We start from the raw sequence: 19,082 nt of genomic DNA on the forward strand, positions 1-19,082 counted from the left end.
ATCGTTTTGTATTGTCGGCTCAATTCACCATAATAAAACAAACGTTGTAAAACGTCATTCACAATGGAATACAGGAGGACATAATGGTAGATAGCGAGGGGACTGCTACTCATGATGTGCTTTTGAGTCATTCCGACGTGCTTCTTGACAACACGTCATCAAGAGAACAGCACGATGAGACTTGGCAGGAGCGCGAATCACGAAACGCTTTAAAGCGTGTTGCAGGTCTTGGCGAATTACAAGATGTTACTGAAGTTGAATACAGAAAGCTTCGCCTTGAACGTGTTGTTTTAGTAGGCGTATGGTCGAGTGCAAAAGGAACTCTTGCACAAGCGGAAGAATCTTTGCGAGAGCTTGCAGCATTAGCTCAAACAGCTGGCGCTGTTGTGTGCGACGGAATATTGCAACAGCGTTATAGGCCAGATGCTGCAACTTATGTTGGTTCTGGAAAAGCTCGTGAGATTGCAGCAGTTGTTGCGCAGCATGATGCAGACACGATTATTGTTGACGACGATTTGCCTCCAAGCCAAAGACGCGCTTTAGAAGATGCAACTAAAGTTAAAGTTGTTGATCGAACTGCTGTGATTCTAGACATTTTCGCTCAGCATGCTATGAGCCGCGAAGGTAAAGCTCAAGTGGAGCTTGCACAATTGCAATACATGCTTCCTAGACTTAGAGGCTGGGGTGCGGCTCTTTCTAGGCAGGCTGGCGGACGAGCTGCAGGAGAAGCTGGTATTGGTTCTAGAGGGCCTGGCGAAACAAAAATAGAAATGGATCGTCGAGCTATTCGCAATCGTATTTCTAAACTTCGCCACGATATTGCACATATGGCACCTGCACGTGACGTAAAACGTGAATCTCGCAGACGTAAAGATATTCCAACAGTTGCAGTAGTTGGCTATACGAACGCTGGTAAATCTTCTATTATTAATTGCTTAACTGGTTCGCAAGAATTAGTAGAAAATGCGTTATTCGCAACTCTTGATACAGCAGTTCGTCGAGCGCAAACTCAAGATGGCAGAAACTATACTTTAGTTGACACTGTTGGTTTTGTGCGCAGGCTACCAACTCAACTTGTGGAAGCTTTTAAATCTACTTTGGAAGAAGTTAGCCAAGCTGATGTTATTTTGCACGTAGTTGACGGTTCGCACCCGGATCCTATTTCGCAAATTGATGCAGTAAACGAAGTTCTTTCAAAAATTGATGGCGTAGAAGATATTCCACAAATTATTGCATTTAATAAGTCAGATATGATGAGCGATGCTACGCGAGAACATCTTAACGCTATTTACTCGAATGCAATTATTGTTTCTGCAGCAAGTGGCGAAAATGTGAAAATACTTCGCGATTCTATAGAAGAATTGTTGCCATCTCCACGCGTTCATATAGATGCGATTATTCCGTATAGTGAAGGTTCGCTTCTTTCAAAAATTCGCGAAAATGGCATAGTTGAAAAGGTTGATTATTTAGATACCGGTATTAGTATTACAGCTTTAGTTGGTCCTTCTTTAGCTGCAAAACTAAAGCAAGTCGCATTGCAATAAAAAATTCCGGTGGTGCGATTAGAGTAAAGGTGTTCATACCAATAAGCTCTTAATGTGAGAGCAGCCCTTAATAATGCATAAATTAAGTATTTTTATGCGAGTAGGGTTTAATAGGTTGCCGAAAAGAGGTTTTTGCTCATGGTGAGTTCGCAGGTTAAGCCAACGAAGCTTGCAATTATTGGTGCTGGTGCAGTCGGTTCTACTCTCGCTTTCGCTGCTGCGCAGCGCGGTGTTGCTCGTGAGATTGTGCTTGAAGATATTGCTAAGGAACGTGTTGAAGCTGAAGTTTTGGATATGCAGCATGGTTCTAGCTTCTATCCTGCAGTTTCTATCGCCGGTTCTGATGATGTTGAGATTTGCCGTGACGCTGACATGGTTGTTATTACCGCTGGCGCTCGCCAGAAGCCAGGTCAAACTCGTTTGGAGCTTGCAGGCGCAACTATCAACATCATGAAGTCAATCATTCCAAACGTGGTCAAGGTTGCTCCTAACGCAATCTACATGTTAATCACCAACCCTGTTGATGTTGTAACCCACGTTTCTATGAAGCTTTCTGGTCTTCCAGCAAACCAAATGTTCGGTTCTGGAACCAACCTTGATTCTGCTCGTCTTCGCTTCCTTATCGCTCAGCACACTGGCGTAAACGTTAAGAATGTTCACGCTTATATTGCTGGTGAGCACGGTGATTCTGAAGTTCCACTGTGGGCTTCTGCAACCATTGGTGGTGTTCCAATGTGCGATTGGAACGCTCTTCCAGGCCACGAGCCATTGGATGCTGCTAAGCGCGAGGAGATTCACCAGGAAGTTGTTAACGCTGCTTACAAGATTATCAACGGTAAGGGTGCTACAAACTACGCTATTGCAATGTCTGGCGTAGATATTGTTGAGGCTGTTCTTCGTGACACCAACCGCATTTTGCCAGTATCTTCTTTGCTTGATGACTTCCACGGCATTTCCGACGTGTGCATGTCTGTGCCAACCTTGCTTAATCGCAATGGTGTAAACTCTCGTCTAAACACTCCAGTTTCTGATCGTGAGTTGGCTGCCTTGAAGCGTTCTGCAGAGACTTTGCGCGAAACAGCTGCTAAGTTTGGCTTCTAGTTTTTAGAATCTTAAAACTAATATTTAATAAATAAACCGCTTCTTTGCTTAAACTGTGAAGAAGCGGTTTTTGTATTGCTTCTATCAACATACCGAGCAATATTTTCTGTGAGTACGATATATGATTATCTCATGGCTGATTTTTCTCATATTCTCGCTACTCGTCCTGATTTTAACGACAGTGATCGCGAATGGTTACATCATTTAGTTGCTGATTGGCAAGTTATAGCTGACTTAAGTTTTGCTGATTTACTGCTTATTATTCAAAATGGAGACGGAGAATATGTTGTTGCTGAGCAATGCCGCCCTTCAACAGCTATTACATTGCGAACGGATGATTTACTTGGCAAAAAAATGGACGATTCGCTTGTTCCGGAACTTGATGAAGCAATGAAATCAGAAACAAGCTTCCATTCGTCAACCTTGCGCTCAATTGGTCGAGCAACAGTATGCTACGTTTATGCTCCTGTTCGTCACCGTGGAAAAACTCTTGGATTAGTTATGCGCGAAACTAATTTAGCAACTAGAGAATCTAATGGTCGCTACGAAATGGAAAGTATTAATGCTGGTAAAACTTTATTCGATATGATTGCGCGCGAACAATTCCCATATCATGAATCTGTTCTAAATCAACGTCATAATGCTCGTGTTTCTGATGGCTTTATTGTTTTAGAGGCCGATGGTGTGGTCCGTTACGCTTCTCCTAATGCTATTAGCTGCTTCCGTAGGCTTGGTGGCTTAGATACAATGCAAGGCGAGTTTTTGAGCGAATTTGGCACGCGTCTGCTGCATACAAACGATAATGTTCCTGAAAGTTTGCCTCTTGTTTTAAGTGGTAAAGCAGATGTTGATTGTGAGCTTGAAGCTAACCGTTCTATAGTTTCTATGCGCTCTTTGCCTTTATTTGGGCCGAATAATCGCGTGGGTGCGGTTGTTTTGTGCCGCGATGTTACGGAAGTTTTGCGCCGTGAACAAGAGTTGCGTACTAAAAACGCTACTATTTCGGAAATTCATCATCGTGTGAAAAATAATTTGCAGGCTGTTTCTGCTTTGCTTCGTTTGCAAGCTCGTAAAACAAAATCTGCTGAAGTAAGAAAAGAGCTTGAGGAAGCTCAAAGACGAGTTCAGACTATAGCTTTGGTGCATGAAGGCTTAAGTCAGACTGCTGACGAAATTGTTGACTTTGATAAAGTTATTTCAAGCTTGCTAAAGATGTCTATTGAACTTGCATCGCAGAATCAAAATATTGATATTGATTTTGTTGGTAAGTTTGGGCGTCTTGCAGCACAGGATGCAACTCCATTATCTCTTGTGCTTACTGAGCTTGTGACGAATGCTGTTGAACACGGTTTTGAAGGCCGCGAAAATGGTCATATTCGTATTGCTGTTGGCCGCGGAGGAGACAATCTTAATATTGTTGTTGAAGATGATGGTGACGGTATTGACAGTGAAGCATCTCACGGAATGGCGAAACCTTCAGGATCTGGATTGGGAACTCAGCTTATAAATACTTTTGTTACCAATGATTTTGGCGGTACTGTGCGCTGGTCTGCTAGAAGAGAAGGCGGCACTCGCGTAGTGTTGGATATTAAATTGCGCGTATCTGGTATTGAGTAGAAAGACTACAACTCTGAGTCTTGATGCCTGCGTGCTCTCAAAGCGCGACGTTTTAGCGTTCTGCGCTCGTCTTCGCTTAAGCCGCCCCAAACGCCGTAATCTTGGTTCGTTTCCAACGCGCATTTTAAGCATTCTGTTGCAACATTGCACGAACGGCATACAGCTTTTGCTTCTTCGAGCTGCTGTAATGCCATGCCAGCATTGCCAAGAGGGAAGAACAGTTCAGGATCTTTATCACGGCATGCAGCTGCCAAACGCCAATCAAACACATTGCTCATGACTAATCCTCATTTCTTAACCAAAGCGGTGAGTCTTAGAAGTACCCCTGAATGTAAGGAAATCATGAATAAGAAGTTTTTTCAAGGTATTTTGCATCTTTATTAAAAATTTTTATTTTTTCTTTTAGTTGGGGAGTGATATTTGGGTCAAATTTGCGGTTCCTGGAGTAACAAGAACGCATCTTCCTGGAAGCTGATAATCTTCAATGCTAAAGGTTTTAGACAATGCAGAAGGTATGCCAAGCAATGCATCCGTACCAATATCTCCAGTTGGGAAAATTATTCTAACTGGAGCCTGTTCTGGCAATCGCAAATAGCGTGCGCTTTGAGCGCTTAGAATTACAGGCGCACCCAAGCTGTGTAATCTGTTTTGCAATGAAATAGCCGCTACTTTAGTATTAAGCGGATCAAGTAGTTCATCTGCATCATCTATTAGCACAGGCTTAGTAGTGTCTCGAATATAATCAGCTTCTTGAGCTGTTATTTCGTTTGCTGAATATACTTGCGTTTGTAATTTTTGCGATATTATGCGCAATATTGTGCTTTTGCCCTGCTGTCTGCCGCCAATAATAGCAATATTTCCAAGGTTCAACGGTATTTTTGCTTCAAATAGGTTAATACTGTCATCCTGCAATCCAATAACAACTGATTCTTCGCTTGCTGAAGAATCTACACCTTCTTGATTAATTTTTTTAGCAAAATATTTATTTTCGTAATTTTCATACTTGTAGTTTTCCAGTTGTTTTGAAGAAAGTATTGACGGTAGAGGAGCGCTGAATAATGTTTTAGAGTGTTCTAAATAGCAGAATTTACCGGCAAATTGTATTGCTTTAACTAAACGTTTTGCGTTACGACTTTGTGCGCATCGTAAAGCTTCTACTCCTTCTCCAATATTATAATATGCGCTTCCAGGAGTATTCGGGCTAATTTTTGCAGCATGAGAAGTTCCTAATAATTCTTGAGATTGAAGAGAGTCTCTAACTCTTAAACAAATATTAATAGAAATATTAGCTTTCATATCTGCGCTTACTTGTCCAAGAGGATTTTGAGTTCCGGCAATAATATGCATTCCAAGAGACCTGCCTACTGATGCTATGCGAATAAGTCGTGGCATGTAGTCTGGAAGCTGATCTTTTAATGCGTGAAATTCGTCGATAACAATAAGTAGTGAAGGTTCAGAAGGAGTAACTTGCGAAATATTATGGCATCCTTGCATGGACACAAGACGTTCTCGACGGTCTAATTCCAACTCAAGACCTCGTAAAGCTCTTGTTGCGTGTCTCAAATTTAAGTCACCAACATTTCCCATAGCGTGAGGAAGTTTAGAGAGTATGTCGAAAGTTGCTCCTCCTTTGAAATCCAGGAAAACGAAACGTAATTGTTGTGGAGAATACTGAAATGCTAAAGCTAAGCACCATGTTGTTAGCAATACGGATTTTCCGGATCCTGTAGTTCCTGCTACTAAAGCGTGCGGGCCGTTGCTTATTAAATCTATGTAGCAGTAGCCGTTGTAGCCAACCCCTAATGGAGCAATAAGCTGGTTTTTTGCTGATTTAGCTTGTGTAAGTTTTCGCATAGAAGAGTTTGATTTATAATCAAAATTTAATAAATCAGTATGTAATAAATCAGTATTTGAATGTTTTAACCATTCGTGCAAAACGGTTTTCCATGGCAGTTGCGTGCTTGAGCTATCTGATCTCGTCATAAGAAGCGTTTCCAAGCTAACTGGCGTAAGCGTATCTGGCAAGTTTTCTACATATTTTTGCCCGTAAAGAACATTACTGTCAGGAATGTTAGAAAGTTGTGATTCGCTATTAGATTGTTGAGCATTCTGAATTTTCTGCTCGCATTGTTTCTGATTTATGTATTGCAATATTTGCGGAACTAGGCTTGCAATATACATCATGATGCTAGGTATAATCATCGTTAGCATCATCCAATTATTCTGAATCCAAGCCATTATTAGTAATGCAATATGAGCGAATATTGGTACTATGCTTGCTGCCATTTGCACGTATAGCAGAACTTTGCTTGTAGTCATTGTTGTGTTAGTTTCGCTAATCATAAAAGTATGATGTCAGCGTTTAGTAACAGACTTCAAGACTTGTTTAAGATTGTGGTTAAAAGCTTTGTAACTAAATTATGCAAATTTTACTGCTGTAATTCTGCAAGAGGTCCAACAGCTCCAGGTTTATGCGTGCCTTCTGCAAGCTGATTAAATAATTCAAGATTTTTAGCATCATCTAGCAGAACGCAAGATCCGACTCCTGGAACTTGATAATCAGGATTAGTCCAATAAACTGTGCCGGTTATGCCTTTTGTACTTGTGGCTTCCTTAAAAGCTTGAGCCATCTGCCATAGGCTACCAGGGTTTGATTTTTCGTCAAAAAGAACGGATGAAAGACCGGTTTCGGCAAGCTTTTTTACCTTACCAAAATTAGTGATGGTCTTTTTGTCTAAAGCTTTTTTCATGATAGCTGCAATAACCATGCGCTGGCGGGCGGCGCGACCAAAATCAGACTCAGGGTCAGCGTATCGCATACGCGAAAAAGCAAGAGCTGTTTTTCCATCAGCATGATGGCATCCAGCAGTCCAATTTAATCCGCTAAATCTATCGTTCACAGTTCTGTTGTAGCATAAGTCAATGCCGTCAATGGCATCAACAACATTAGTTAAGCCTCCAAAACGTACTTCGGCAACATGGTCAATACGGTGTCCTGTAATATTTTCAACAATCGAAGTAAGCGCTTTATTTCCAGCAAACTGTGCAACGCTATTGATCTTAACTTTTTCTCCATTAACAGACACTAATGAATCTCTAGGAATAGAAATTAGTGAGCTGTTTCCATTAGATGGTTTAGTTAATACAAGAATAGTGTCGGTTCTAAAACCGGTTATTTCTTTAGCTTCTTCGCCTTCTCGCTGATCCGAGCCAAGTATAAGCCATGAAGTTCCTTGAGTGCTTGGAGTGTTGGTAAGCCAAGTAGTGCGATTTATGTGAGAATCAACCCAATTCCATGAGTATGCTCCTAAACCGACACAAGATATTGCAATAATCGCAATAAGTGAAATAAATACTTTCAAAAAGATGTGTGGCCTGTGTTTTATGGCTGTTGATGCTGCAGAAATATTTTCGTTAACGTTTTGAGCGGACTCAAATTTTGCACGTTGATATGAAGATTGGCTTATTTTCTGCGGGCGAATTTCGTTTTTAGATTGTGCATATGCTGTTGTTCTGTTTGCTCGCCTAGTTGAAGCTTGTGCTACGCGCTTCCTAGAACCTGCTGGTGTAAAAGATGGTGCAAATGATGGGGCAGATTCTGGTTTAAACGATGGTGCAAAAGATTGTTCAGATGACTTAGATCTAGCTATTGTTGCATCTGGAGATTGTTTTGCTTTTCTTCCTCGTTTTGGCGTAAAACTTGGTGGAATATTAGCATGCGATGAGTCGTTATTGTGCGAAGGGGTGAAGCTAGGCGGATTATCTCCGCTTTCCGAATAATCCCTGTGCAATTGCGAATCCATGCATCCTCCAAATGCTTTAATCTATTTTATTAAAACCATATTGTGAAGCCAACATGTGCTTTCAGAAATATTTATTTTCTGAAAAATCACTTATTTTCACGAGGAACAGCACATAGAACGTTATTAACATACTTGTCTGCAATACCAACATACTGTCCGGTTTGAGCATCGTGAATAGTACCATTTTCAGGATTTACTATTCCTCCAGTATTTGGATCTATAAGCTGTCCTTGCTCGTTCTTTACTAATCCAGTTTTTGGATTAATTTTTCCATAAGGCTTCTTATGTTCAGGAGAGTTATTTAACTTATCGTTTTCGCTTATATCTTCGTTGCTATTAGAATCCTTTGACGAATTCTTAGTATGCTTTTTATCATTTTTTGCATACTGCTGTTTTAGTGTCAAAGGCTTATTTTCTCGCATCTTTTCCCAAATATCATCTGCTTCGTCAGACCACACAACTCTATTCGGGTCGTAAGGATCAGGAACAACAGGAATAGTTCGAGCATAAATATGAGAAGTATCTAATTTACGCATACTTAAAGCAAGCCCAACAAGCGTGCTTGGATTAGCTAATCCTTCGCTAATATTTAATGCACCTAAAGCGGATTTAGCTAACTGATACAATTCGCCACTTTGAGTTAATAGATTCTTAGATAAAGCTTGATGTATAAGCTGCTTGATTAAATACTGCTGCCTTGTTGTACGCATAATATCTGAACCGTCGCTTGCAGTATCGTGCCTCATTCGAGCATATTGTGTAGCAAGTCTGCCGTTTAAATGCTGCATACCCTGCTTAAAGTTCACTCCCGTATAAGCGTCACGAGTGTCGCTTGGAATGCACAATGAAACACCGCCAATAGCGTCAATCATATTACTTAATCCGCTAAAGTCAGCAACAATAAAGTGATGAATATTTAGTCCAGTTAAAGAATTTACTGCTTTTAGTGAGCAGGATGCTGCTGAAGCTAAATCTCCACCCTGCGCGTATCCAATAGCAAAAATAGAGTTGAACATTACGTGCTTGCGTGCAGGAATTTTTCCATTAGTAGTATCGCAAGCAGGAGCGTTTACCATAGAATCGCGCGGAATAGAAACAATATTCATATAGGATCTATCTGCACTAATCTGAACTACCATTGTTGTGTCAGATTGATGATCGCCTGTTTCGCCATCGTGCGTAAAACTTTGATTATTTCCATCTCTTGAATCTTGGCCAAGAACTAGGAATGTTACAGGCTTTCCAGCATTTGCGTCAATAACTTGGTGTGCTTGACTATCTTCACTAATGATGTTTATAACTCGATTGCTAACAGTTGAAGAAAAATCTAACCATGTAGCTGCAAGAATAGTTGAGAAGAAAGTAAGTATAAAAACAATAATCATGCACAGTATTGTGCGAGCGTGGTTTACAACTTTGTAGCCAAGGCTATGATGTGGAACTGCGCAATTCCAATCATAGTTGCGCTGGTACCGCATGCCTTCAGGGTATCGTGAAGTCACCATGGTACCTTCTTTCACAATAATAAAGCCTTTTATATTACGTAATTTTTAGCTGTGTTCACTCAGAAATAAAGTGGTACATGAAAGAACACATATAAAGTCTAACTATAGTACAAAGCATTGAGATTTAACCTGCATATTGTGTCTATATATTTATGGCGTGTTTTGCTGGATACCTACCCCTTGCGTAAACTGGTAACTATGGATTTACTAACCGCTCATACATGTACATTTGAAGACGAAGTTTTGCGAGTTCTTTCTGCTGCAAAATCATCGCGTCCTACTGATGTAGATTCTTCAATAATGGCGATGATGTGTGTTGAGCGTGACACAAGATTTTATGAAGATACTTTAAAAGCTGTATTGAATCAGTCAGTTCTTCCAGGAACTCTTGTTATTGTTGATTGCGCTAGTAGAGTTAAGCAGGTTATGCAAACAACAATGGAAGTACAAATTGGCTCAAACGTGCTTTCAGGAAATGTGCTTCCAAGTTCTAATAAATCTAATAAATATTTACTTGATCCTAATAGTAAATTCAAAGCCAATAATAGTGACGCTAAATATAGGGCAAATATTCAATACAATAACGATTTAGAATTAAAAACAGTTCGAGTAGTTATTATTCCTGTTTCCTCTGCCCGCTCTTTTGGTGATGCTATTGAGAAATCATTGCGTAAGCTTATGCCTTGCAAAGGGATTTCTGCATTGTGGCTTCTTCATGACGATTCTCGCCCGGCTGATTCCCACTGTTTAGAAGCTTTAAGAGAAACTTGGAGAAACAATCCTACTGCTTCTGTATTAGGCGCAAAACAGATTGATTGGCAAGGAAATATTCTTCACAATGTTGGAATGTATGCTTGGCATCACAGTGTTCATACTCTTACAGTTGACGGTGAGCCGGATCAAGAACAGTATGACGGTCGTGGAGATGTATACGCAGTATCTTTAGCTGGAGCTTTAGTTACATTGACCGCGTGGCAGACTTTGCGCGGTACGCAACCATGGATGACAACTTTTGGTGAATCTAGAGATTTTTGCCGTCGAGTATCTTTATCTGGCGGGCGAGTAGTTGTAGTTCCTTCTGCTCGTATTGCTCACAGACGAGCTCGTTTAGAAGGTTTGCGCACTCGCGGAGGCGAGGCTAGGACTGAAGAAAAGTCCGGGCTAAGACACGGCGTAGCGCCTTCACTTATTGCCAATCAGCGTTACAAATACACTGATGTCCGTATGATTTTATGGCCATTTATGTGGATTTTTAGCTTACCGATTGCGTTAGTTGGAGCTTTACGTTCTCTGCTTGCTAAACATCCTTATGCTGCTTGGGTGCGTCTTATTTTGCCATGGCTTGCTCTTATTCAGTTCCCGCATGCCATGTTTGCTCGTAGGAGAGTAGCTCGAAACACTCGTGTTCCGCTTAAAAAACTTACGCAACTTATAGCAGACCGGCGTCAGGTTGCACGATGGAAAGATCGTAGTGCAGCGTTCAAAGCTCAGCAGCATTGTGTGCTATTAAGTCCTTTAGCAAGACGTCATTTGCATGATCGTGTATTAAGACGTTGGAGTGCTGTTATTCTTGCGTCGCTTTTGCTTTTTGCAGTTATATTGCATTTATATGGTTCTCCTTGGCGTGAGATTCTAGGCGGAGCATCCTGGTATTCTCAGCAGTGGCTTCCTACAGGCGCTGATTTTAATCAATTATGGAATGCTGCTATTGGATCATGGGTTCCTGATGATGGTTTTGGTCCTGCTATTCCTCCTTCTCCGTGGCTTAGTATTTGGCTATTTTCTTCAGTATTAGTTGGCGGGAACACTTTACTTGCTATTACGCTAATGTTCTTCTTAGCTGCTCCAGCGATGTGCTTGAGCTTCTGGGCATTAGCAGGCGTGTTTACGCGTTCTGACACTGTGCGTGTTTGTTCTGGAATTTGCTGGACTATGATTGCAATGGCATTTGGTTTATTCGCTCGCGGCGATTTGCCAATGCTAATGACAATGGTATTTTTGCCTGCAGCATTTGCGTTTGCTTTCCACGCTGTTGGAATGTACGTAACAGAAGATCCTGTTCGTCCTGTGCCTTCTGTTCAATGCGCTGCATTTGCTTCACTAAGCTTTATGATTCCTGTTGCTGCAGAACCTCAACTTGTTTTGCCTCTTGTTGTTATTTTCATCGCGTCATTTATTATGGTGCGCTCGCATAGAATCATGTTTTTGCTTATGCCAATTCCGTCGATTATGATACTGCTTCCAACAATAGGCAGTGCTATTCGATACGGAGAATCTGGCATGTGGCGTCAATTGTTCTCTAGCATGTCTGTTCCGTTAAGGAGCGTACAGGGTGCTCCTCGTGCTCAAGGTTATGTTGATGTTCTTCTTCAAGCTTTCAATATGACTTCTGCGCATTTTGCTATTAACACTCCATTGCTTAGCTTGAGAACAATAATTATGCTGATTTTTGCTGTTCTTGCAGTATTTATGGCTGTGGCATCTTTGGTTCTTCCGTTTGCTTTGCGTGTTTCTAGAATGATGTGGGTTGTGATTATTAGCGGAATGGCCTTGGCTCTAGTTGCTGAGCGTATTGTTGTTGCGTCTGATATTAATGGCCCTGTTGCTGCAAGTGTTTTGCCAGGAGTTGCATTATCTACTGTTGGTGTTTTGGCATGCATGTGTATGGTCGCCGGCCAAGCTGTTAGACGTTTTGAGCCTTTGCGCGCTTCTAAGAATAAAGATTATAAATCTACTGAAAAATATAAGACTCGTACGGATAGACGCGCCGCAATGCGCAGATCTGCACAACGTTTTATACGTCACGTAATTCGTATTGCTCGTGCTGCTCTGGCAAGTGGAATGTTAGCTATGGCTGTTCTTTTGGGTCTTTTTACAGTATTAAGCGGTCCGGCAACATCAATCTCCGCAAGTAGTAATGGTTTGCCTATGGTTGTAACTGATTACTTGCGTAAGGATGATACTCATCGCATACTTGCTTTGCGTGCACAAGATAATCATGAGCTGTCTATTGCTGTTATGCGCACTTCTAGGGGAGATTCTATTGATCAATCTCCAGCTCTTCGTGTCCGACAAGTAATATTTGGCAATTCTCAAAGCAACAAAGCAATATCTCGTGCCGCAGCTCAACTGTTATCTCATGCAGATAATAGTGCAATTGAAACACTAAAGCAGTTAGGTATTGGCGGTATTTATATTGTTGGAGATTCTGGTAATCATAAAGTAATTTCAGAATCAAAAATGTCAATACAACAGTTGCTTCAGCCTTCTTCCAAGCCGCAGCCAAGCAAGGTAAATAAAGAAGCTACGGATAGTCTTATTGCGCATGTAAACGCATCTGAAAGCACGCAATTAGTAGTATCTATGCCTCAAGGAACTTATTGCAGGTTTGATGGCATGCCAGATTCTAAGTCGCTTTCAGAAACATCCCCATATTATCGTTCTAGGCCATTAACTTGGAGAATACCTTGGGTAGTGTCCACTGCAATCGTATTGCTAGTATACTGCTTGGTAGCTGTTCCTCGTTTTGGACGACATAATATGATTGAGCGCTCTGACGATTTGCATGAGGAGGAATTAGATGAGTTGGCGTAAAAATCCTCATGATAGTTCAAAACATGGTGAAGTGCCTGCGCAATCAGAAATTAAGCAGCATAATAAAATGATTGGCGTTGCTGCTCTTGCAACATTTAGCGCAATATTTCTTTTAGTAGTTGCTTGTGTTGTGGCATTGTGTTGCACTATGCCTAATTTTGTAGATAATGCTAATGCTCCAACTAGTAGTGTTTCTCACAGTGTTGGTGTTAGCCGCTTGCAATCTGTATGCCCTATTAGATTATCGTTACCTGATTTGGCACAATACGGAGATAGCCAATACAACGAATCAGAAGGAGACTTGCAATCTTCTGCTAGATACTCGACTTTTGGTGACGTGTATCGTGCTAGTGTGCACAATATTCGTGATACTAATGACGAATCAACTTTGTTAAGTAAAAAATTAAATAATGACGGAACTTCATCTCTTACTTATGATGGAGATGTAAATCACGATGCGCAAGTTTTAGAAGGGCGTTTATCTAACATTGCTTCTGGCACAGGAATAGCGGCATCAATGGCATCTTGGGCAACTAAAGGTGATGTTCGCGGATTGTCTGCAACAACTTGCTCTATTCCTACCATGAAACAGACTTTCTTGGTTCCAGAGTCAGGTGAAGGTGTTTCTATTCGTTTAGAGGCTTTTAATCCTGCTTCAAAACCAACAGTAGTGCGTGTGCGAGCGTGGTCTGCTAAGCGTGGAAGTAATCCTATTAATCTATCTACTGGAAGTGCTTTTACTGTTCCAGCTCACTCTCACGCATATTTTGATCTTTCTGCTGCAGCACCTAAATCTTCCGGATTGTACGCTCAAGTAGAAAGTGAGCAAACACCTATTGCTGCTTTTGTAAAAGTCGTTCATATGAGCGGTCTTACAGTAAAAGGTGTTGATATTATTCGAGCTTTAAGCGCTATGTCTTACGAAACTGTTTTGTCTGGAATTAATGAGTCAGAACAAGCAAAAGCATATGTGTGGCCAGATAAAGACGGTAAGGTAACTATTTCGTGGATGAATGATTCTGGAGCTCAAACAGTAAAAGATTTATCTGTAAAATCTCATAATTTGCAAGTTATTGATCTTGGAAAAGTTCCAGAAAAAGTTCATGCTTTAAGTATTACTGGTTCTGTTAAAACGTCTGCAATGATGTCTGTTTCCCGAGATGGTAAAGATGGACAGTCAGATATTGCTTTTATTAGCGCATCTCGTTCTCAAGGAATTAGCGCGATTGTTTCTCCTGTAAGCGCTGAAGAAACGACTTTATATATTGCTTCAACAAGTGATTCTGATTCTTCAGTATTCTTACAAGCAGTTGGTGCATCTGGAATGAAACGTGTTAGCGTTCCTGCGCATTCTGTAGTTACTGTTCCAGCATCAGACATATCTCATAATGCCGTAATGTTTACTGTTAAATCAAGCAAAAATATTTCTCTGTCTGCAAGAATTCGTAAAGATGATTTAGACAAAGCTAATGTTGCAGGTATTGCTTGGCTTGCTTCTCAATCATTGGAGCCGCAACAAGCTCAAGTGCATGTTAATAGTGACAATCATATTGTGCAATAAGCTATAATTATATTCCCCAATCAGGGTCAATTTCTTCTGGCCTGCGCCCATATAATTCAGCCAAACGTTGCACAAGCTCATCTCTAATAGCGTATTGAAGTTCTAGTCTGCTTGTTACATGAGTGCATAAAGGAAGACGATACAATACAATTCGAGCTTGCATTCCTCTACTTGCTGGGAATGCTTGAGACATAATTCGTCTATTGTGTTCCCACAGTATTGGTTGAGATGGTGGAACATCTTCTACAGCAAATTGAACATCTTTTGTAAGAGCCTTCCAAGCTCCATTAAGGCGTCGAATTTGTGCAGCCACCATGGAATCAAACATTGCACTAGCAGTGCGGTATTGTGGAAGCCTAGTGCCAAAAATTGGTGCGCGCAAGCCTCGTCCGTGGCGGTTTCTATAGCGACGTTCCTCCCAAATTACACCTGTCATACTTACACTGTAGGTGAAGCCTAGGGCAATCTTAATTATTAATTTGATTTTTACGGTGTGTGCAATATAAGCACAATATGGGATACTGTTATATAGTCTTAAAAGTTAGGAGTAATCTGAATGCTTAAGCCAATAGTGCATGATTGCAATGAGCTAAATCTTGGCTTAAGTATTGCCCAATCTTCGCTTATTGGTTTTGATTTAGATAATACATTGGCTTGTTCTAAGAAACCTATGCTTGCTCCAATGGCAGAAACTTTTAGTAAAATTGTTGATTTAATTCCTGTTGCTATTATTACAGGCGGAAGATTATCTTTAGTTAAAAGTCAAATACTAGACATGCTTACTGAAGGAACTAATCTCGAAAATCTTCATATTATGCCTACTAATGGCACTAGCTATTACAGAATCGACAATAAACAGTCTTTGAAATGTGTTTATGAACATAAAATTGAGCCAAATCAAGCAGAACATGTTATTTCTGTAATGCGGGAGTGTGCTGAAAGCATGGGGTTGTGGAAGACTTCTGTAGATTCAATGCTTTGGGGAGAGCAAATTGAAAATCGTGGTAGTCAAATAACTTTTTCTGCATTGGGTCAGCTTGCTCCAGTCGAATATAAGAAAGCGTGGGATCCAGAAGGAAAACTAAAAGCTCAGCTTGTTAAAAGAATTTCTCAATCGCTTCCAAATTTTGCGGTTCGTCAAGGAGGAGATACGAGCGTAGACGTGTATAGGCGAGGCGATGATAAAGCTCAGGCATTACTCACATTAGCTAAATATTGTGATTTTTCTATTAAAAAAATTACTTTTATTGGAGATCATATGGAACCTGGCGGTAACGATTATCCAACCGCTTTTACCGGAGCTTTAGCCGTGCGCGTTAAAAATCCTGAAGATACTTTAACTCTTTGTATTAAAGTTCTTAATTACTTGAGTGCTTAGGTTTAAATATTTAATAAATAGCTTTTAACCACAATGGTATTTTTTATTTTTATAGTTAACTAATTCTAATTTATGCTTACATTATGGCTGGGAGACGCAATGAAATAAGCCACAATAAGATGCAGAATAAAAGCGTGGCATGCAATAGGGGAGTTGCATGTCACGCATCTGCGTCTTTGTGCAAAAATTGCAATAGCACATCTTGCAATAATAATGCTGATGAAAAATGGTATTCTTCAATTAGCTGGCTAAATTTAATAATTATTTTGTATAATATGATACTTCCAAGAGGATGTGCCGGTTGCGATACTCCTGATTTAGTATTGTGCGAAAATTGCGTTGAAGCTTTTCAACATAATAAGCGCGCTCAATTTAATTCCATGACTTTTGGTTATCGTTATTCTTGCGGAGATTATTCGGGTGTTGTTAGACACGCAATATTGCAGTGGAAAGATCATGCAGATACAGCATGTGACAAAATATTCGGCTTATTTATTGCAAATCTAGTATTAAAAGTTTTTAGAAATAATATTAAAAACAACTCTTCAAAAAATAGTTTTAATAGTAATGGGCCAATATTGGTAGTTCCTATGCCGTCTTCATCTTCGTCTACAAGGCGTCGCGGACGTCGTCACATTATTCCAATTGCTAATATTGTTGCCAAAAAATTGTGTAATGAAGGTATTGAAGCTAAGGTTGCGAATATTGTTCGCATGGATTCAAGCATTAGTTCAAAATCAGTTCAAACTGGCGGATCTAGGGGTAGGTCTAAAAGAGCTTCGCATGCCTTTTGCGTTAATTATCGCAAGCTAAAAGAGCAAGCAAATAATCGCAATTTAAAGCATGAGGCGATTATTATAGACGATATTGTTACAACTGGTTCTACAATGAGCAGCTGCGTTTATGCATTGCAGAAAGCTAATGTAAGCGTTATATCTGGATTTTCCTTAGCATGCGTTAGTAGCTCTGGGGATGGCACAGAAGACTATAAATAGCTGATTTCTTTGAATTATTGCGCTTTATTGTAGTTTAGAGGAAGCGTTATTTCGAAATTAGGGCCGCGCTTGTCATCTACTACTTTCACAGTGCCATTATGTAGTCCAGCTGCCCAACGAGCAATTGACAAACCTAATCCAGTTCCGCCAGACTCAGTGCCAATTCTTTTATTTCCCTTAACAAATCTACGGAAAATATCAGCTCGAGCTTCCATAGGAATTTGATTACCAAAATTAACTACGTTGCTTACAACAGTATTTTGCAGATGGTTAATATGAGCGCTGATTAGCACACGAGTTCCGTCATTTGAATGTTTAAGCGCGTTGGAAATAACGTTAGTAAACAATTGTGAAAGACGGTCTTGGTCTCCTGTTAATTCAATACCATTTTCAATCTGAACGCTAATTTCATGATTATGACCAGCATCAGCTATTTCAAGAGGCTCAATAATTTCATCAATAAAATCTGCAAAATTAAATGACGTAATATTAAGGCTTTCAGCCCCTGCTTCAACTCTAGATAAGTCAAGAAGAAAAGCAATAAGATCCGATAATCTGTGTGTTTGGTTCAAAATAGCTTCCATATTGGACTCAGTAGGCTCAACAACACCATCTGCAAGATTTTCAAGCATTGCTTGCAAAGCAGATACTGGAGTGCGCAACTCATGGCTTACGTTTGCTATAAGTTCGCGTCTCATTTGATCAGCATGCTCAAGTTCCTCAGCCATTTCGTTAAAAGCGAGCGTAAGTTTACCAACTTCGTCGCGTCGATTTTCTACAGCAACTCTTACGGAATAATCACCGTCTGCCATTGCTTCTGAAGCATCTTTCATTTGACGAAGAGGAGCAGTAAGTCCTCTTGAAAAAACGTAAGTGATTCCCAATGCAACAACTAATGTTAATGGCATAGCAATCCAGCCGTTTAAGCCTGTTTTTAGCAAAAACCATGCCATTACGAATGCAATAGCAGTTGCGAACACAATAATCGCAGAAAGCTCAATTTTTAGAGATGAAAAAAATCCAACTGGACGATTTGGGTAACGATGTTCTTGCTTATTTTGATTTAATATATTGCTAGATTTTTCCTTGTTAGAAGTATTTTTCTTAAATATATGTTTTTTCATAATAGTTAATTAATTTTAGATTTTGCACTAATAATTTATGTATAAAATTACACAATAATTATGTAAAAAGTGGTGTTATATTAGGTAATTTTTATGAAGCTTGTGATTGAAGCACCTGCTCATAATCATTCATAGGTGGTTCAAAAGCGTAACCTATACCGTGAACTGTGCGAATCCACTCTGAACCAATCTTATGGCGAAGTGACTTAATGTGAGAATCAACAGTTCTTGTGCCGGAAGCGTCTGGCCAATCCCATACTTGTTCTAGTAGCTCTTCGCGCTTAAAAACATTATGTGGATGTCTTGCAAAAGTCGCAAGTAAATCAAATTCAGTAGGAGTAAAATGCACTTCCTCATCGTTTAGCATTACTTGACGTTGACGAGGTTTAATAACAAGCGCTCCAAAATTAAGAGTTCGCTCATTTTCCATAGTTTTTGCTATTTGAGCAGCTCTTTCTACTCGGCGAAGCAATGCTGCACAGCGAGCAATTAATTCGCGAGGAGAAAAAGGCTTAGTCATATAATCATCGGCGCCAGCGCTTAAACCAACTATTTTATCTGCTTCCGCATCTCTAGCAGTAAGCATAAGAATTGGAACGGGTCTTTTTGCAATAATCCTACGTGTAGCCTCAATGCCATCCATTATTGGAAGCATAATATCCATGATTATAAGATCAGGCTTAAGCTGTTCTGCCGCTCTAACAGCAGATGCTCCATCAGCAGCAACTCTAGCTCTCCAGCCTTGAGCAGTAATGCGTTGTGCAATTGCTGTAGCAAGATCTGGCTCATCTTCAACCACAAGAATGGTACGAAGCGTGTTGCTAACTGATGGAGCATTTAGCATATTTTTTAATAAACCT

Annotated in this window: 14 protein-coding genes; 7 read left to right on the forward strand and 7 right to left on the reverse strand. The window is 40.3% G+C overall.

Translation table 11 applies throughout. The features are described from left to right. Window positions 1-83 precede the first annotated feature (83 nt). The 3 genes from hflX to ACLD6A_RS00790 all read left to right on the forward strand — a co-directional run bounded on the left by hflX (window position 84) and on the right by ACLD6A_RS00790 (window position 4,262). Window positions 84-1,544, forward strand: coding sequence for a GTPase HflX (gene hflX, locus ACLD6A_RS00780; RefSeq protein ID WP_410313306.1), 1,461 nt, complete (start codon window positions 84-86; stop codon window positions 1,542-1,544). A 138-nt stretch (window positions 1,545-1,682) separates the two neighbouring features. After that, window positions 1,683-2,645 carry an L-lactate dehydrogenase gene (locus tag ACLD6A_RS00785; RefSeq protein ID WP_004107125.1) on the forward strand — a complete coding sequence of 321 codons (963 nt, stop codon included), beginning with the start codon at window positions 1,683-1,685 and terminating at the stop codon, window positions 2,643-2,645. A gap of 132 nt (window positions 2,646-2,777) precedes the next feature. Next, window positions 2,778-4,262, forward strand: coding sequence for a sensor histidine kinase (locus ACLD6A_RS00790; RefSeq protein ID WP_004128266.1), 1,485 nt, complete (start codon window positions 2,778-2,780; stop codon window positions 4,260-4,262). A gap of 5 nt (window positions 4,263-4,267) precedes the next feature. Here the strand turns inward: ACLD6A_RS00790 and ACLD6A_RS00795 are convergent, their stop codons facing one another. The 4 genes from ACLD6A_RS00795 to ACLD6A_RS00810 all read right to left on the reverse strand — a co-directional run bounded on the left by ACLD6A_RS00795 (window position 4,268) and on the right by ACLD6A_RS00810 (window position 9,570). Beyond that, entirely contained in the window at window positions 4,268-4,540 is a 273-nt protein-coding gene (locus ACLD6A_RS00795) for a WhiB family transcriptional regulator (RefSeq protein WP_004128264.1), read from the reverse strand. A gap of 124 nt (window positions 4,541-4,664) precedes the next feature. Beyond that, window positions 4,665-6,605, reverse strand: a complete 1,941-nt coding sequence (locus ACLD6A_RS00800) for an FtsK/SpoIIIE domain-containing protein (RefSeq protein WP_410313307.1) — start codon at window positions 6,603-6,605, stop codon at window positions 4,665-4,667. A gap of 86 nt (window positions 6,606-6,691) precedes the next feature. Next, window positions 6,692-8,065 (reverse strand): LCP family protein, encoded by a 1,374-nt coding sequence (locus tag ACLD6A_RS00805; RefSeq protein WP_410313308.1) that lies wholly within the window; start codon window positions 8,063-8,065, stop codon window positions 6,692-6,694. Between the two features lie 86 nt (window positions 8,066-8,151). Next, window positions 8,152-9,570, reverse strand: a complete 1,419-nt coding sequence (locus ACLD6A_RS00810; protein ID WP_410313309.1) for an LCP family protein — start codon at window positions 9,568-9,570, stop codon at window positions 8,152-8,154. Between the two features lie 198 nt (window positions 9,571-9,768). On the opposite strand from ACLD6A_RS00810, the gene ACLD6A_RS00815 reads away from it, so the two are divergent. Together ACLD6A_RS00815 and ACLD6A_RS00820 are read left to right on the forward strand one after the other, a co-directional pair. After that, window positions 9,769-13,164, forward strand: coding sequence for a glycosyltransferase family 2 protein (locus tag ACLD6A_RS00815; protein WP_410313310.1), 3,396 nt, complete (start codon window positions 9,769-9,771; stop codon window positions 13,162-13,164). Next, complete coding sequence (locus ACLD6A_RS00820) at window positions 13,151-14,725, forward strand: DUF5719 family protein (protein WP_410313311.1); 1,575 nt, start codon at window positions 13,151-13,153, stop codon at window positions 14,723-14,725. Before ACLD6A_RS00815 ends, ACLD6A_RS00820 begins: the two co-directional genes overlap by 14 nt. A 7-nt stretch (window positions 14,726-14,732) precedes the next feature. Here ACLD6A_RS00820 and ACLD6A_RS00825 read toward each other — a convergent pair whose 3' ends face one another. Continuing rightward, window positions 14,733-15,161: a metallopeptidase family protein gene (locus tag ACLD6A_RS00825; protein WP_004128242.1), complete on the reverse strand. Its 429-nt coding sequence runs from the start codon at window positions 15,159-15,161 to the stop codon at window positions 14,733-14,735. 120 nt (window positions 15,162-15,281) lie between these two features. Here ACLD6A_RS00825 and ACLD6A_RS00830 point away from each other — a divergent pair, with 120 nt between their 5' ends. Then, complete coding sequence (locus ACLD6A_RS00830) at window positions 15,282-16,103, forward strand: HAD-IIB family hydrolase (protein WP_410313312.1); 822 nt, start codon at window positions 15,282-15,284, stop codon at window positions 16,101-16,103. Window positions 16,104-16,378: 275 nt separating this feature from the next. Then, window positions 16,379-17,098 (forward strand): ComF family protein, encoded by a 720-nt coding sequence (locus ACLD6A_RS00835; RefSeq protein ID WP_410313313.1) that lies wholly within the window; start codon window positions 16,379-16,381, stop codon window positions 17,096-17,098. A gap of 14 nt (window positions 17,099-17,112) precedes the next feature. On the opposite strand, the gene ACLD6A_RS00840 is transcribed toward ACLD6A_RS00835, so the two are convergent. Next, window positions 17,113-18,222 (reverse strand): sensor histidine kinase, encoded by a 1,110-nt coding sequence (locus ACLD6A_RS00840; RefSeq protein WP_410313314.1) that lies wholly within the window; start codon window positions 18,220-18,222, stop codon window positions 17,113-17,115. A gap of 91 nt (window positions 18,223-18,313) precedes the next feature. Beyond that, the gene (locus tag ACLD6A_RS00845; protein WP_004127943.1) at window positions 18,314-19,066 is read right to left on the reverse strand and encodes a response regulator transcription factor; all 753 of its coding nucleotides are present in this window, start codon (window positions 19,064-19,066) and stop codon (window positions 18,314-18,316) included. Window positions 19,067-19,082: the final 16 nt, after the last annotated feature.

Source organism: Gardnerella sp. Marseille-Q9691, assembly GCF_046507715.1.
GTDB classification, from domain to species: Bacteria; Actinomycetota; Actinomycetes; order Actinomycetales; family Bifidobacteriaceae; genus Bifidobacterium; species Bifidobacterium greenwoodii.

Bases quoted from the DNA above. Each gene is read 5' to 3' on its own strand.
- ACLD6A_RS00795 (WP_004128264.1), bottom strand. From the start codon at position 4,540: ATGAGCAATGTGTTTGATTGGCGTTTGGCAGCTGCATGCCGTGATAAA.
- ACLD6A_RS00790 (WP_004128266.1), top strand. From the start codon at position 2,778: ATGGCTGATTTTTCTCATATTCTCGCTACTCGTCCTGATTTTAACGAC.
- ACLD6A_RS00830 (WP_410313312.1), top strand. From the start codon at position 15,282: ATGCTTAAGCCAATAGTGCATGATTGCAATGAGCTAAATCTTGGCTTA.
- ACLD6A_RS00815 (WP_410313310.1), top strand. From the start codon at position 9,769: ATGGATTTACTAACCGCTCATACATGTACATTTGAAGACGAAGTTTTG.
- ACLD6A_RS00840 (WP_410313314.1), bottom strand. From the start codon at position 18,222: ATGAAAAAACATATATTTAAGAAAAATACTTCTAACAAGGAAAAATCT.
- ACLD6A_RS00810 (WP_410313309.1), bottom strand. From the start codon at position 9,570: ATGGTGACTTCACGATACCCTGAAGGCATGCGGTACCAGCGCAACTAT.
- hflX (WP_410313306.1), top strand. From the start codon at position 84: ATGGTAGATAGCGAGGGGACTGCTACTCATGATGTGCTTTTGAGTCAT.
- ACLD6A_RS00835 (WP_410313313.1), top strand. From the start codon at position 16,379: ATGATACTTCCAAGAGGATGTGCCGGTTGCGATACTCCTGATTTAGTA.
- ACLD6A_RS00785 (WP_004107125.1), top strand. From the start codon at position 1,683: ATGGTGAGTTCGCAGGTTAAGCCAACGAAGCTTGCAATTATTGGTGCT.
- ACLD6A_RS00845 (WP_004127943.1), bottom strand. From the start codon at position 19,066: ATGCTAAATGCTCCATCAGTTAGCAACACGCTTCGTACCATTCTTGTG.
- ACLD6A_RS00800 (WP_410313307.1), bottom strand. From the start codon at position 6,605: ATGATTAGCGAAACTAACACAACAATGACTACAAGCAAAGTTCTGCTA.
- ACLD6A_RS00825 (WP_004128242.1), bottom strand. From the start codon at position 15,161: ATGACAGGTGTAATTTGGGAGGAACGTCGCTATAGAAACCGCCACGGA.
- ACLD6A_RS00820 (WP_410313311.1), top strand. From the start codon at position 13,151: ATGAGTTGGCGTAAAAATCCTCATGATAGTTCAAAACATGGTGAAGTG.
- ACLD6A_RS00805 (WP_410313308.1), bottom strand. From the start codon at position 8,065: ATGGATTCGCAATTGCACAGGGATTATTCGGAAAGCGGAGATAATCCG.